15 protein-coding genes are annotated in these 13942 nt (G+C 72.4%); 11 read left to right on the top strand and 4 right to left on the bottom strand.

Going from position 1 to position 13942, the window contains the following annotated elements; genetic code table 11:
• The first annotated feature begins 186 nt into the window (after positions 1–186).
• The 3 genes from IF55_RS28420 to IF55_RS28430 all read left to right on the top strand — a co-directional run bounded on the left by IF55_RS28420 (position 187) and on the right by IF55_RS28430 (position 2443).
• The gene (locus tag IF55_RS28420; protein ID WP_030892013.1) at positions 187–1209 is read left to right on the top strand and encodes a ParB/RepB/Spo0J family partition protein; all 1023 of its coding nucleotides are present in this window, start codon (positions 187–189) and stop codon (positions 1207–1209) included.
• 107 nt (positions 1210–1316) lie between these two features.
• Entirely contained in the window at positions 1317–1502 is a 186-nt protein-coding gene (locus tag IF55_RS28425) for a tautomerase family protein (protein ID WP_030892011.1), read from the top strand.
• 95 nt (positions 1503–1597) lie between these two features.
• The gene (locus tag IF55_RS28430) at positions 1598–2443 is read left to right on the top strand and encodes a class I SAM-dependent methyltransferase (protein ID WP_030892009.1); all 846 of its coding nucleotides are present in this window, start codon (positions 1598–1600) and stop codon (positions 2441–2443) included.
• A 59-nt stretch (positions 2444–2502) separates the two neighbouring features.
• Here IF55_RS28430 and IF55_RS28435 read toward each other — a convergent pair whose 3' ends face one another.
• Positions 2503–3360: a class I SAM-dependent methyltransferase gene (locus IF55_RS28435; protein ID WP_030892007.1), complete on the bottom strand. Its 858-nt coding sequence runs from the start codon at positions 3358–3360 to the stop codon at positions 2503–2505.
• A 298-nt stretch (positions 3361–3658) separates the two neighbouring features.
• Here IF55_RS28435 and IF55_RS28440 point away from each other — a divergent pair, with 298 nt between their 5' ends.
• Entirely contained in the window at positions 3659–4891 is a 1233-nt protein-coding gene (locus IF55_RS28440; RefSeq protein ID WP_048832641.1) for a cytochrome P450, read from the top strand.
• Between the two features lie 80 nt (positions 4892–4971).
• On the opposite strand, the gene IF55_RS28445 is transcribed toward IF55_RS28440, so the two are convergent.
• Positions 4972–6003 carry a class I SAM-dependent methyltransferase gene (locus IF55_RS28445; RefSeq protein ID WP_169767283.1) on the bottom strand — a complete coding sequence of 344 codons (1032 nt, stop codon included), beginning with the start codon at positions 6001–6003 and terminating at the stop codon, positions 4972–4974.
• A 249-nt stretch (positions 6004–6252) separates the two neighbouring features.
• Between IF55_RS28445 and IF55_RS28450 the strand changes: the two genes are divergently transcribed.
• The 7 genes from IF55_RS28450 (at position 6253) to IF55_RS28480 (ending at position 12211) form a co-directional block, all read left to right on the top strand.
• The gene (locus IF55_RS28450; RefSeq protein ID WP_037967197.1) at positions 6253–6426 is read left to right on the top strand and encodes a ribbon-helix-helix domain-containing protein; all 174 of its coding nucleotides are present in this window, start codon (positions 6253–6255) and stop codon (positions 6424–6426) included.
• 13 nt (positions 6427–6439) lie between these two features.
• Positions 6440–6784, top strand: coding sequence for a glyoxalase/bleomycin resistance/dioxygenase family protein (locus IF55_RS28455; protein ID WP_030891999.1), 345 nt, complete (start codon positions 6440–6442; stop codon positions 6782–6784).
• A 344-nt stretch (positions 6785–7128) separates the two neighbouring features.
• The gene (locus IF55_RS28460) at positions 7129–8613 is read left to right on the top strand and encodes an MFS transporter (RefSeq protein WP_245661473.1); all 1485 of its coding nucleotides are present in this window, start codon (positions 7129–7131) and stop codon (positions 8611–8613) included.
• Positions 8614–8740: 127 nt separating this feature from the next.
• Complete coding sequence (locus IF55_RS28465) at positions 8741–9358, top strand: response regulator (protein ID WP_157854591.1); 618 nt, start codon at positions 8741–8743, stop codon at positions 9356–9358.
• A 179-nt stretch (positions 9359–9537) separates the two neighbouring features.
• Positions 9538–10335 carry an FAD-binding oxidoreductase gene (locus IF55_RS28470; RefSeq protein ID WP_051776246.1) on the top strand — a complete coding sequence of 266 codons (798 nt, stop codon included), beginning with the start codon at positions 9538–9540 and terminating at the stop codon, positions 10333–10335.
• Between the two features lie 228 nt (positions 10336–10563).
• On the top strand, positions 10564–11292 hold the full coding sequence (locus tag IF55_RS28475; RefSeq protein WP_245661475.1) for an O-methyltransferase: 729 nt from the start codon (positions 10564–10566) through the stop codon (positions 11290–11292).
• A 73-nt stretch (positions 11293–11365) separates the two neighbouring features.
• Complete coding sequence (locus tag IF55_RS28480) at positions 11366–12211, top strand: class I SAM-dependent methyltransferase (protein ID WP_030891988.1); 846 nt, start codon at positions 11366–11368, stop codon at positions 12209–12211.
• A 122-nt stretch (positions 12212–12333) separates the two neighbouring features.
• Here the strand turns inward: IF55_RS28480 and IF55_RS28485 are convergent, their stop codons facing one another.
• Both IF55_RS28485 and IF55_RS28490 read right to left on the bottom strand, forming a co-directional pair.
• A complete protein-coding gene (locus IF55_RS28485; RefSeq protein WP_030891985.1) occupies positions 12334–12798 on the bottom strand; it encodes a VOC family protein in 465 nt (154 codons plus the stop codon).
• Positions 12799–12835: 37 nt separating this feature from the next.
• The gene (locus IF55_RS28490; RefSeq protein WP_030891982.1) at positions 12836–13903 is read right to left on the bottom strand and encodes a pyridoxal phosphate-dependent aminotransferase; all 1068 of its coding nucleotides are present in this window, start codon (positions 13901–13903) and stop codon (positions 12836–12838) included.
• Positions 13904–13942 lie beyond the last annotated feature (39 nt).

Consider the following 13942-nt stretch of genomic DNA (forward strand, 5'->3'; position numbering starts at 1 on the left):
CCTAGGACCGCTCACCTGGCAGCGTTCGGGAGTCGGCGACGATCAGGCCACTCGTCGCCCCACGGGGGCGCGCTCGAACGGGGAGGTAAGGCGATTCAGCAGACGCAGCACGGCTCACCGGGCCAGGAAGTCCGCAGGACCAGCCGTATCGGCGGCGACAGCCGCAGCGAGCAGGAAGGCCGCAATGTGAACGCTCAGTCCGCAGCCCGCACGGTCGACGAGAGCGGCGCGGGGAGGCCCCCGACCCCGAGGGCCCTGACCCGGCTGCCGCTCACCGACATCGTGCAGCCCGACTCCCCCCGACTGTCCGGACTCGACGACGAACACGCCCACCTGCTGGCCGACTCCGAAGAAGCGCTGCCGCCCATCCTCGTCAACCGCCGCACGATGCGCGTCGTCGACGGCGCCCACCGCCTCCTCGCCGCGAAACTCCGCGGCCAGGACTCCATCGACGTCGACTTCTGCGACTGCGACAACGACGCGGCGTTCGTCCTCGCCGTCGAGAAGAACGTCATGCACGGCCTCCCGCTCTCCCGGGTCGAACGGACCGCGGCCACCGAGCGCATCCTCGGCGCCTATCCCGAGTGGTCCGACCGGGCGATCGCCGCCATCGTGGGGCTCTCGCACAAGACCGTCGGATCGGTCCGGCGCCGCTTCAGCAAGGACTCCGAGCCGATCACCCACCGTCGCGGCCGGGACGGCAGGCTGCGGCCGGTCGACGGCGCCGCGACCCGGGCCCGGGTGAGCAGCCTGCTCGCGGACCGCCAGGGCGCGTCGCTGCGCGAGATCGCCCGGGAGGCCGGGGTCAGCCCGGACACCGTACGGAACGTGCGCGACAACGCGTGCCACGCCGAGGCGGTGAAGGCGCCCGAACTGCGGGGCGTGCCCTGCCAGGACCGCGAGCGGCGCCCGGCGCCCAAGCGGAGCAGCGCCTGCGCCCGCATCCAGGCGACCGAACCGGCCGACCGCTCCGCGCTGCTGCGCAGCCTGCGCGGCGACCCCTCGCTGCGGTTCTCCGAATCGGGGCGCGTCCTGCTGCGGCTGCTGGACGTCTACACGCTGGACCCGGACGACTGGGCGCGGATCAGCGGGGACCTGCCGCCCCACCGGACGGCCGACATCGCGCGGCTGGCCCTGGAGTGCAGCCGGATCTGGCAGAACTTCGCGGCCGCGGTGGAGCAGCGCCAGCGGGAAGCGGTGGAGGCGTAGGGGGGCGACGCGGCCCCGTACGACACGGCCGTACGACTTGGCCCGTACCGAACAGACCGCACAGACCACACAGGCCGAACAGACCAGACAGAGAGAGGGACCGGAAAATGCCCCTGGTGCAGGTGAGTTGGTGGAAGGGCGCGGGCACGGACCAGCGCCGTCAGCTCGTCGAAGAGGTGACGGAGACGGTCGCGCGGATCGCGAAGTGCCCCGAGGCCGCCGTCACCGTGATCGTCAACGACGTCGAGACGGACCACTGGGGCCGCGGCGGGACGCTGGCCTCGGAACTCTGAGCGATCCGCTCCGGCGCGGGGGCCGCGCGTCCTCCCCGACGCGCGGCCCCCGCGCCGATCCGCACCCCACAGGAAACGACCGGGAGGACACCGCCATGACCAGCGAGCCCAGCAGTACCGCCGTGCGCACCGCCCTGTGGCGCGCGCTCCATCTGCACCACGACGCTCCGCCGGCGGTCTTCGAGGACGATCTCGGCCTCCGGCTGGCCGATCCGGGCGACGACTGGCGGCAGCGGCCCGACATGGACCCGGACGACAACCCGTTCGCCCGCGCGGCCGTGATCACCCGCGCGCGGTTCGCCGAGGACCTGGTGGCCGAGGAGTACGGGCGCGGGGTGCGCCAGTACGTCATCCTCGGCGCCGGTCTGGACACCTTCGCCCAGCGCCGTACGGAACTCGCCGCGTCGCTCGACATCTTCGAGGTCGACGCTCCGGGACCGCAGTCGTGGAAGCGACGGCGACTGGCGGAGCTGGGCCTCGGCCTCCCCGCCGGGCTGCGCTTCGTGCCGTACGACTTCGAGGCGGGCGGGTCCTGGTGGGACGCCGTGGTGGGGGCGGGCCTCGACGCGGGCCGGCCCGCCGTGGTCGCCTCGCTCGGCGTCAGCACCTACCTCGGCCGGGACGCCATCGTGGCCATGCTGCGGCAGGGCGCCGCCCTGGCCCCCGGCTCCACCTTCGCCACCACCTTCCAGCTCCCGCTCGCCATGGTCGAACCGGGCCCGCGGGAGCTGCGCGCGCGGGTGGAGGAGGCCGCGCGCGCCTTCGGCACGCCGTTCACCAGCTTCTTCGCCCCCGAGGAGATACTGGCGCTGGCCCGCGACGCGGGGTACCGCACGGTCGAGCACATCCCCGCCACCGCGCTGACCGACCGCTACTTCGCCGGCCGCGCCGACGGACTGCGCCCCTCCAACGCGGAGGAGTTGCTGGTCGTCACCGTGTGACGGGGGCGGTCGGTCGTACGGGCGCGGGGGCGGCGGCCGTACGGTGCGCGGGGCGGCCGTCAGGTGTGCGCCAGCATGAAGGGCTCGCCCGCCGCCGGCCGGAAGTCATCGGCGCGGCCGGCGAAGTAGCGCGCGGTGATCTCCTCGGTGGAGACGTACCGGGTCTCGCGGAATCCGGCCTTCCGGGCGAGGTCCTGGATCGCGTCGGGGGTGAAGTAGCTGCGGAAGTGCACCCGGGGGCCCGGTTTCGGCCGGCCCGCGGCGGCGTGCGCGACGGGGTCCGCCGGCTCGTCGAAGGCGGTGGGCAGGACGAAGGTCATCGCCAGCGTCGAGCCGGCGGCGGCCCGCGCGGCCTGGCGCAAGGTGTCGTGCACCGCCTCCTCGCTGAGGTACATGGTCACCCCGGCGCACGCCAGCACGGCGGGCCGGTCCGGGTCGAAGCCGTTCTCGATCAGCCGGTCCCACCACACCTCGCCGGTCTCGAAGTCGACCGGCACCCAGTGCAGCCACTTCGGTGCGCCATGGCCGAGTTCGGACAGCCGGCGCCGCTTCCACTCCTGCGTCGCGGGCTGGTCGATCTCGAACACCCGCAGCCGGCCGGCGAATTCCGGCCGCCGCTGGACGAAGGTGTCCAGCCCCGCGCCGAGGATCACGTACTGGCCCACGCCGGCGGCGCACCGCTCGCTCACCAGGTCCTCGACGAACCGGGCCCGGGCCACCACCCCGGCCCGGAACCCGCTCATCCCGTCCCCGGCCATGTCCGGACGCCGCCGCCAGTCCTCGCCGGGGGCGACCAGCCGCAGCCCGATCTCGTCCTCGACCACATGCGGAGCCGCGTCGGCCTGTACGTGCAGGGCCCGCCAGAGGGCCACCCGCACAGCGGTTTCGTCCGGTACCTTCGTTTTCTCGGCAGGCACGATGTATTCCTCTCGGATAATCGGCGGAGAATGCACGAGCGGGGCGGTGGCGCGAGCCCGGATTCGAGTTTCGAGACCCCGGATATACACGTCAAGCGGGTCGTGCCCCGGCCGGACGGCAGGCGGCGCGGCGACCGGCGGCCGACTGGGGAGTTTCCCCACTCGGACAGCCGGAAACCGCCCTGATCTGCCCTGTCCCGCCGGCTGCCGACGGTGCTACCTGTAACCGGCACGGACCCTGTGCCGTCGTCCGACGCGCTTTCGATGTGCCGCTTTCCGACAGACGGGATGAATTCCAATGGCCGACCGGCGAATACCAGCACAGCCGACGGGCGCTGCCGCGACCGCGCGGCCGTACGCTTTCGACCCCTTCGCGCCGGGGGTGTCCGACGACCCGTATCCGCACTTCGCGAAATTGCGCGCGACCAATCCGGTGTACGAGCACCCGGCGGGCTTCTGGATCGTCACCAGACACGCCGACGTGGTCGACCTGCTGCGGGCCGCGCACTCGGTCGAGGACGACAACGTCACCAAGAGCCGCATCCACGCCCTGTCGATGATGGACCAGGACCCGCCGGACCACACCCGGCTCCGCAGGCTGCTCACCAAGGTGTTCACCGAGCGCGCCATCAACGGGCTCGCCCCGCTGATCACCCGCCTCGTCGACGAGGCGCTGGACCGCGTCGAGCGCGCGGCGGCCGAGCACGGCCAGGCCGACCTGGTCACCGAACTCGCCTACCCGCTACCGCTGTTGGTCATCTGCGACATGCTGGGCATGGAGGCCGACTACCACTGGCTGCGCACCCGGGCCGAGGTCCTGGCGCACTCCCTGGAGCCGGTCGCCGAGCCGACCCCGGAACTCATCGAGGCGATCGTGACGGCCGAGACCGAACTGGTCGACCGCGTCGCCGCCGTGATCGAGGCCAAGCGCCGGGCCCCGGCGCCCGCGGAGCCGGACCTGCTGACCCAGTTGATCCGCGCCGAGGACGGCGGCGACGTGCTCAGCGACGAGGAGCTGATCGCGCAGGTCGTGCTGTTGTACCTGGCCGGCTACGCCACCACCATGAACCTGCTGGCCAACGGCGTGGTGGCGCTGCTCCGCCACCCCGAGCAGCTCCGCCTGCTGCGGGAGCGCCCGGACCTGGACGGCAACGCGGCCGACGAGCTGCTGCGGTACGACACCTCGGTGCAGTACTCGCGCCGCATCACCCTCGCGCCGCACGAGGCCGGCGGCACGGTGCTCCCCGCGGGGGCGACGGTGCTGGCCGGGCTGGCCTCGGCCAACCGCGACGAGGAGGTCTTCGGCCCCACCGCGGCCGAACTGCGGCTGGACCGGCCGAACGCCCGTAAGCACGTCTCCTTCGGCGGCGGGCCGCACCACTGCCTGGGCGCGGCGCTGGCCCGGCTGGAGACCCGGATAGCCGTCGGCCGGCTGGTGCGCCGCTTCGACCGGCTGGCGCTCGCCGACGACATCGTCTGGCAGCGGCTGATGATCACGCGGGGTCCGGTCGCCGTGCCGGTCACGGTGTGAGGCGGGCGGCCCCCGGAGCCCGCGGCACGTCGGTGGCCCGGCCTCCGTCCGCGCGGAGGCCGGGCCAGGGGGGTGGCAGATCACCGGGGCTTGTGGCCCGACTGGAGGTTGAGGCCGCCGCTGGCGGCGAGCCGCACCGGCTTGGCGGGCCGGAGCCCCGCCGCGCGCTGCCAGGAGGCGATCTGTGCCGGGGACCAGGTGCCGGACTCGCTGGCCAGCGCGAAGTAGAAGTCCCGCAACGCCGCGAGCTGCTGGGTCCTGCCCCCGCCGCTGGCGGCGGGGAACTCGGCGACGGTGTAGACCCCGCCGGGGCGCAGCGCCCGGGCCACCTTGGCGGTCAGTTCGCGGTTCTGCTCGTCGCTGAAGTGGTGCGCGACGCCGATGATCACCACCGCGTCGTAGCACGCCTCGCCGAAGTCATCGGTCAGCGCGTTGCCCGCCTGGTGGCGCACCCGGTCGCCCATGCCCTCCTCGGCCAGCAGCGGCGCGGCGTGCCGTACGGCGTCGGGCAGGTCGAAGACGACGGCGCGCAGCGCGGGGTGGCGGCGGCACAGCTCGACCGAGTAGGCCCCGTGCGAACCGCCGATGTCGAGCATGTCGGTGGCACCCTCGGGGACCGGGACGGCCTTGGCGACCATGCCGGTCTGGCCGGTGGTCAGGCATTTCATGCCGCGCTGATAGGAGTCCCACACGTCGTCGCTCATGCCGGTGTGGAAGTCCAGCGGTTTTCCGCTGCGCAGGTATTCGTCGGCCCGCTGCATCAGCCCCAGTTCGTAGAACTGGAGCAGCAGCTTGTCGTTCACCGCGTGCGGGCTCGTGGTGACCAGCCATTTGCGGGAGAGGGGGCTCAGCTCGTATTGGTCGCCCCTGGCGCGCAGGTATCCGGACGAGGCGAGCGCGGGCAGGAGTTTCGCGGTGCTGTCGGGGTGCGTGCCGCAGCCGGCCGCGATCTTTTCGGCGGTGGCGGGGCCGGCGGCCAGTGCATCGAACAGGCCGACCTTTACGGCCGCCATGATGACGTGGACGTACGTGCCCGCTACCTGGGTGTCGAGGACGGGCCGCGCGATCAAATTGAACTTGACCAGCAGCCATTCAAGAGGATTGCTTGCCATTAAGCCGAATCGCATTGGCCGAGCATAACGCCCGGCACCCGGTCCGGGTAACTCTTCGGATCGTTCAAGTTCCGGTGCGTGCCGGGCACTTCGGGCCATCAATTCTTTCCGGCCGGGAATTCCCGTGCGGTGCGGGAAAGCGCCGCGGGCGGGCCGGTCGTACGGTCCGGGGCCGCGTCGCCGATACCGGGTGAACCGGTGGATGTCCGGATGCTTGGCAGTCCGTCCCACGTCTGCTAGCATGCTAGCATGACTGCTGAGGATGTCAGGCAGTTCAACGTCTATCTGCCGGTCGATTTGATCCGGCAGGTGAAGCATCACGCCATCGACCGCGAACTGTCGCTGTCGGCGCTGGTCGCCGAGGCGCTGCGTTCCTATCTCGCCGAGCGCCCAGGGGACGAGCAAGAAGGATCTGTTTCGTGAGAGGAGTCCAGTTATGACGACCCGGGGTGTCGAAGGCGTTTACGTCGAGACCCATAGCTGGGGGAAGACGGCCAAGTTCCTGGAGTCGCTGGGCTTCAAGGTCGAATTCGCCACCGAGCACGGTTCCGGGATGCTCAAGAACGACGAAGGCCCGTACTTCGTCGTCGGTGAGATCCCCGAGGACCGTGAACCGCAGGTGCAGCTCGTCCTCCGCGTCGCCGACGCGGAGACCTTCAAGCCCGACCCCGTCGTCGAGGTGGTCTCCCCGTTCGAGGAGACCCACTACGGCACCCAGCGCATGGTGGTGCGCGACCCGGACGGTCGGGAGTGGAGCATCGAGGCCCCGCTCAAGAGCTGAGCGGCCACCGCGAGGCGGGCGTGCGCGGCAGGCCACCGGGCTCCGGTAGCGACCCCCGTCACGCCGCGCGCGCCGGCCTCGCCGAATACCCCCGACTCTTTCCGGAGTCGGGGGTATTTCCGTTTCCGCGCGGGCGGCCGCGGCCGAATGGCGGCGGACCCGGTGAATATGCCGCGAATATCGGCCCATACGCGCGGTACCCCCTTCCGGGCCCCTTTCGTGCCCCTTCCGGCCGGCCCCTTCCGGTCGGCGGCCTTTTTAACGCGATCCCTGTCCTGTTTACGCGATCCCCGTCTTGCGCGATCCTCTCTGTGCGAGCATGCTAGCAAGCTAGAGTAGTCGTCATGAAGAAGGATGCGGGGTTACCGATGGTCAGCGAAGAAATCCCAACCCGGGCGCCGGACGCCTCGGCGTCCTCCGCACCCCCACGGCGCGGCCTCGGCATGTTCGTCGTGATGATCGGTGTGCTCATCTCCGCGGTCGACGGCACGATCGTCGTCCTCGCCCTCCCGGCGATCGAGGAGGACCTGCACGTCACCCTGGCCGCCGTCACGTGGGTGGTCGTCGGCTACCTCCTCGTGGTCACCGTGCTCTCCACGCAACTGGGCCGGTTCGGCGACATGTTCGGCCGGGTGCGCATGTACAAGGCCGGCTTCCTGATCTTCACCATCGGCTCGGTGCTCTGCGCGCTGGCCTGGAACGCGCCGACCATCATCGGCTTCCGGCTCGTCCAGGGCGTCGGCGCCGCGCTGATCGCGGCCAACAGCGGCGCCATCATCTCGGAGCTCTACCCGCCCGAGGAGCGCGGCCGCGCCTACGGCTTCAACGCCTTCGGCTTCTCGTTCGGCTCGGTCCTCGGCGTCCTGCTCGGCGGCGTCATGGTGACCTATGTGTCGTGGCAGTGGATCTTCTGGATCAACGTGCCGATCGGCGTCCTCGCGCTGGTGCTCGCGCAGCGGGTGCTGCGCGACCGCAGCGAGCGGCAGCGCCGGCGGTTCGACTTCGCCGGCATGATCACGCTGGGCCTGGGCCTCTTCGGGGTGCTCTGGGCGATGACCGGGCTGGCGTCCGGCCCGCTGGACGGGACCATGATCGGATTCCTGGCCGGCGGCATCGTGCTCCTGGTGGTGTTCGTCTTCGTCGAGCTGAAGCAGAAGGAGCCGACCCTCGACCTGTCCCTGTTCCGCATCCCGACGATGGCGCCGTCGCTGCTGGCCTCGCTCCTCCAGGGCGTCGGCAGCTTCGCGGTGCTCTTCCTGGTCATCATGTACCTCCAGGGCACCCGCGGGATGGACCCGATCGACGCCTCGCTGCTGCTCGTACCGGGCTATGTGATCGGCGCGGTGGTGGGGCCCTACGCGGGGCGGCTCACCGACAAGATCGGGTCGGTCATCCCCGCGACCATGGGGCTCGGCATCTCGGTCGTCGCCATGGTGATCTTCGCCCAGATGACCGCGACGAGCAGCCTGTGGCTGGCCGCGATCGGCAACGTCGTGATCATGATCGGCGGCAGCTTCTTCTTCCCGGCCAACAGCACCGCGGTGATGAAGGCGTCGCCGCCGGACCGGCTGGGGATCGCCTCCGGCGTGCTGCGCACCTTCTCCAGCATCGGCATGGTCTTCTCCTTCACCACCGCCATGCTCGTGGCCTCGCACTCGATCCCGCGGAACCTGGCGTTCGCCATCTTCGTCGGCACCGACAAGCTGGACGGCCGGCCCGCGATCGCCTTCGCCGAGGGCCTGAAGGCCGCCTTCTACACCATGACGGCGATCATGGTCCTCGCGGCGATCTTCTCCGCCCTCCGCGGCACGAGCCGCAAGAAGCTCTAGCGCCGTGACCGGCAGCTAGCGCGCCTCCCGCGCCGCGGGACACCGCCGCCCGGCCGCACACCGGGTCCGGCGCCCCGCGGCCGCGGGCAGCACAGCAACCGTCGACCGACTAGTTCGCGGGGGAATCGTGATCAGGACAGCGACGTTGGACTCACCCGGCATCACGCGCACCACCGTGCTGGTCGCGGGTGACCATCCGATCTACCGATCCGGGTTGCACATCCTGCTCGACGGCGTGGAGTCCTTCCGCGTCGTCGGCGAGTCCGGGACGGGGTCGGACGCGGTGGTCATGGCGCACACCCTGCGCCCCCAGGTCGTGGTGATGGACATCGTGCAGCCGGGCCAGGACATCGCCGAGGCGGTCAGCCCGATCACCGGCTGCTGTCCGGGGACCGCCGTCCTCATCATCAGCCCGCTCGACGACCGGGAGGCCCTGCTCTCCGCGATGGGCGCCGGCGCCCGCGGCTATCTGCTCAACGGCACGAGCTGGCAGGACCTGGTGCTCGCGGTGAAGATGGTGCGCGCGGGCGGGCTGGTCTTCGACAGCAGTGCCTCGAAGTGGGTGCTGGACTACCTCAGCCGGCCGCTGCCGCCCGGGGCGCGCTGCCCCGAGCCGAAGAGCGGCCGGTACGACCGGCTCCGGCTGGTCGAACGGGAAGGGCCGGACGGGTCCGCGCCGGGCAGAGTTCCCGGCAAGCGCCGCACGCCCAAGATGATCGGGTCCCGGCCCATCACCCGGATCTGACGAGCGGTACGGGCGCGCGACCGGCGGTACGGGCGGACAGGCCGGAAAGAAGAAACCGAGCACGGAATTCGGGTGTCCGACTGGGGAAAATCCCCAGTCGGGCACGCATACGCCGCCCGCGGGCCGCACGGTAGCGTTGCAGGAGCTTTCTCGTCGTATTCCACGGAGCGGGGGCGGTGATGAACCAGCGTTTCCACGCGTTACGGGTGGCCGATGTGATCATCGAGACCGAGGACGCCCGATCGCTGGTGTTCGACATTCCCGGCGAACTCGCCGAGGAATTCCGTTACCGCCCGGGGCAGTTCCTCACCCTCCGCATACCCGGCGCCGAACAGGGACCGGTCACCCGCTGCTATTCGCTGTCGAGTTCACCGCACACCGCGGAACCGCTGACGGTGACGGTGAAGCGGACGCCGGCCGGCCGGGGCTCCGACTGGCTGCTGGGCGGCGTACGGGTCGGCAGCGTGGTGCACGTCCAGCCGCCCGCGGGCCGGTTCACCCCCGCCTCGCTCGACGGCGACTTCCTCTTCCTGGCCGCCGGCAGCGGCATCACCCCGGTGATGTCGATCCTCAAGTCGGCGCTGGCCGCCGGTTCGGGCCGGGTCGCCCTGATCTACGCCAACCGCGACGAGCGTTCGGTGATCTTCGGGAAGCGGCTCGACGGCCTGGCGGCCGACCACCCCGACCGGCTCACCGTCCGGCACTGGCTGGAGTCCCGGCGCGGGCTGCCCGCCGCGGCCGGACTGCGGGCGCTGGCCGCGCCCTTCCGGGACCGCGACGCGTATGTGTGCGGCCCGGAGCCGTTCGTGGCCGGCGCGGTCGACGCGCTGGCCGCGCTGGAGGTGCCGAGCGAGCGCACGCACCTGGAGCGGTTCCGGCCGCCGGGCCCCGCCCCGGGCCCGGACCCACGGCCCGGCGCCGACTCGCCGGCGCGGGCGCCGCGGAGCGTCAACGGCCTCCAACTGGTGCTGCCTTGACGCCCAGGGCCGCCCGCCGACACGGCACGGGCCGCCGCGTACCGGGCGGGCGGCGGAGCGGGCGGGAGGGGACGCACCGCTCCGCCGCCGAACGGCACTTCCCCCTATGACCCTATGAGCGGACCCTGAGCGGCCCCTGAGCGGCCCCTGAGCGGGCCCCTGAGCGGACTACGAGCGGACCCGGATCGGAGACCGGTGATGGCGAAACGGCTGCGCATGCTGATGCGCATGAGAAACCTGACCCGGACGGGCCAGGTCGGGGACGGCCGGGAGGAGGCGCTCGCCGCGTACGTGCTCGCGCACGCGGCGCCCGGCGACGTCGACGACGCGATCCGGGTCATCGACGAGTACGCCTACCGGCAGGCCACGCTGATCAACGTCGGCGACGAGAAGGGGCTGCTCCTGGACGCCGCGGTGCGGCGGGCCGAGCCCCGGCTGCTGCTGGAACTCGGCACGTACTGCGGCTACGGCGCGCTGCGGATGGCCCGCGCGATGCCGCCGGAGGCCCGGCTCCGCTCGATCGAGTTCAGCGACGCCAACGCCTCCGTCGCCCGGCGCATCTGGGACCACGCCGGGCTGGGGGACCGCGTCAGCGTGCTGCACGGCACCCTCGGCGACGGCGGCCGCACCATCGGCCGGCTCGTCGCCGAGCACGGCTTCGGGCCCGGCCGGCTCGACTTCGTCTTCGTCGACCACATCGCCCCGGCCTACCTGCCGGACCTGCGACGCATCCTCGACCAGGGGTGGCTGCACCCCGGCTCCATCGTGCTGGCCGACAACATGAAGGTGCCGGGCGCGCCGCACTACCGCGCGTACCTCCGCGAGCGCGAGGGCACGGAATGGCGCACCCGCGAGCACCACGCCCACGTCGAGTACCAGTCGTGGGTCAAGGACCTGGTGCTGGAATCCGAGTACCTGCCCGCCGCGTCCGGCGGCGCCGGCCCCGTACCCGCGTGAGCGACCCCTCCCGGCCGGGCCCGGGAGCCCACCACCACGAGGCCCACGAGGGCCCGACGGAAAGGAACCACCAGTGACGGCGACGGCCGACAAGACCGCGATCCGCACCGCCCTGTGGCGGGCCCTGCACCTCCACGCCGACCCCGGGCCACACGTGTTCGAGGACGAACTCGGCGCGCGGCTGGCCGCGCCGGACGGCGACTGGCGCTCCCGGCCGGACATGGACCCGGTGCGCAGCGCCCGGGCGCGGGCGTCCATCGTGGCGCGGGCCCGCTGCACCGAGGACCTGGTCGTCGAGCAGGCCGCCCGGGGCGTCGACCAGTACGTCATCCTCGGCGCCGGCCTCGACACCTTCGCGCAGCGGCGGCCCGAAGGCGCCCGGAACGTGCGGGTGTTCGAGGTGGACCAGCCGGAGACGCAGGCGTGGAAGCGGGCGCGGCTGGACGAGCTGGGCTACGGGGTCCCCGAGGGGCTGCGGCTGGTCCCCGTCGACTTCGAGGCGGACGACGACTGGTGGCAGCGGCTCACGGAGAACGGCTTCGACCCCGGCCGCCCGGCGGTCCTGGCCTGCTCCGGCGTCACCATGTACCTCACCCGGGACGCGGTCGCCGCGACCCTCCGCAAGGCCGCGGGCCTCGCCGAGGGTTCCACCCTGGCCATGACGTTCATGCAGCCGGTCGACCTCGTGGACCCGGAGGAGCGGGCCGCCCGGGAAGGGGTGGAGCGCGCGGCCCGCGCCGACGGCACGCCGTTCCGCAGCTTCTTCGGCCCGGACGACATCCTGGCGATGGTCAAGGAAGCCGGGTTCCGGCACGCCGAGCACCTCTCCGCGGGCGACCTCGCCGAGCGCTACTTCGCCGGCCGGGAGGACGGGCTCCGGCCGTCGACCATCGAGGAACTGGTGCTCGCCACCGTCTGAACCGCACGGCCCGTACGGTGCCGCGGTTCCGTACGGCCGTACGCCCAGCCGAGAAGCCCACGCGCCCCGTCCGACGACGGGCCGCGTGGGCTCGGCGCTGTCACGGCGCCGGGCCGGAGGTTTCAGCTCCTGCCCTGGACGTACGCGTCGGCGCGGCGCTCGAACTCCTCCGGGCTCACGTCCTCGACACGGGTGGCGAGCGTCCAGCGGTGCCCGAACGGGTCGATGAGCTGCCCGGTCCGTTCCCCGAAGAACTGGTTCCGGACCGGCCGCTTCTCCGTCGCCCCGGCCCGTACGGCCTGGGCGAAGGCGGCGTCCACGTCCGCCACGAACAGATACAGGGTGACCGGCGTGCCGCCGAGGGCCTTCGGGCCGGGCAGCCCGGCCGCGGGGGACTCGTCGGACAGCATCACGATGGTGCCGCCGATCTGGATCTGGGCGTGCGGCACCGTGCCGTCGGGCGCGGTGTACCGCTGGAGCTCCTTCGCCCCGAAGGCCCGGGTGTAGAAGGCGATCGCCTGGTCCGCGTCGGCCACGGACAGGTACGCCGTCAGCTCGGCGTAGCCGTCCGGAATCGGGTTGGGCACGGTTGACCTCCAATGGTGCGTCGGATGCGGGGCGCGGCTACCGCGCGCCGGCGGTGATCTGGTCGAGCGCGTCGAGGAACGTCCGCAGCTCCTCCTCGCTGCCGAGGGAGACGCGCAGATGGCCGGGGAAGCCGAACACGCCGGTGTCGCGCACGAGGATGCCGTGGTCCCGGGCCAGGACGGTCTGCGCGTCGCCGGAGGCGGCGACCGCGATGGTCACGAAGTTGGTGACCGAGGGCAGCCGGCGGTATCCGCGGCGGTCCAGCTCGGCGCAGAACCAGCGGCGCCGCTCCGCGCTCTCCCGCCGGACCCGGTCCAGGAACGCCTGGTCCGCGAGGGCCGCCACCGCCGCGGCCTGCGCGGCGCGGTTCACGCTGAACGGCAGGACGGCCAGCGTCCGGCGCACCTCGGCGATCAGCTCGGCGGGGCCGAGCGCGTAGCCGATCCGCAGGGCCGCCAGCCCGTACGCCTTGGAGAAGGTGCGCAGGACGAGCACCGGGGCGCCGTCCCCCGGCCGGATCTTGGCGCGCGGCTGCTCCGGGGGGCCGAACTCGTGGTACGCCTCGTCGAAGACGAGGGGCGTGGAGCTGTCACGCGCCGCGGCGGTCAGCGTGTCGAGGGCCGGGCCCGGCAGCGCGGTGCCGCACGGGTTGTGCGGGTTGCACACATAGCCGATGCCGCACTCGGGCAGCCGCTCCGCGAACGCCGCCGGATCGACCCGGGGGCCGTCGAGCGGCACGTGGACGGCGCCCCGTCCGATGCGCTCCAGCGCCGCCAGGTAGCCGGGGAAGGTGCCGGCGGTGACGAGGCCGGGGCGGTCCAGGTCGCCGAGGGTCAGGGCGGTGGCCAGCACCAGCTCGTCGCTGCCGTTGGCCACCGCGATCTGCTCCTGGGGCACCTCCCAGTGCCGGCTCAGGCGCTGGACCAGCTCCTCGCGTTCCGGGGCCGGGTAGCGGTTGATCCGGTCCAGCTCCCCGGTCACCGCCGCGACCGCCGCGGGGCTCGCGCCGAACGGGCTCTCGCTGAGGTGCAGCCGCACCAGCGAATCCGCCGACGGCATGCTGGTGTTGTAGGTCTGGGCCGCTGGCCGGGCCGGGGCGCTCATGGGCGGCGCCTCCCGTCCCGGCGGCGCGCCGGCCGGCTC

Origin of the sequence: Streptomyces varsoviensis (assembly GCF_000718635.1) — a bacterium.
Lineage (GTDB): Bacteria > Actinomycetota > Actinomycetes > Streptomycetales > Streptomycetaceae > Streptomyces > Streptomyces varsoviensis.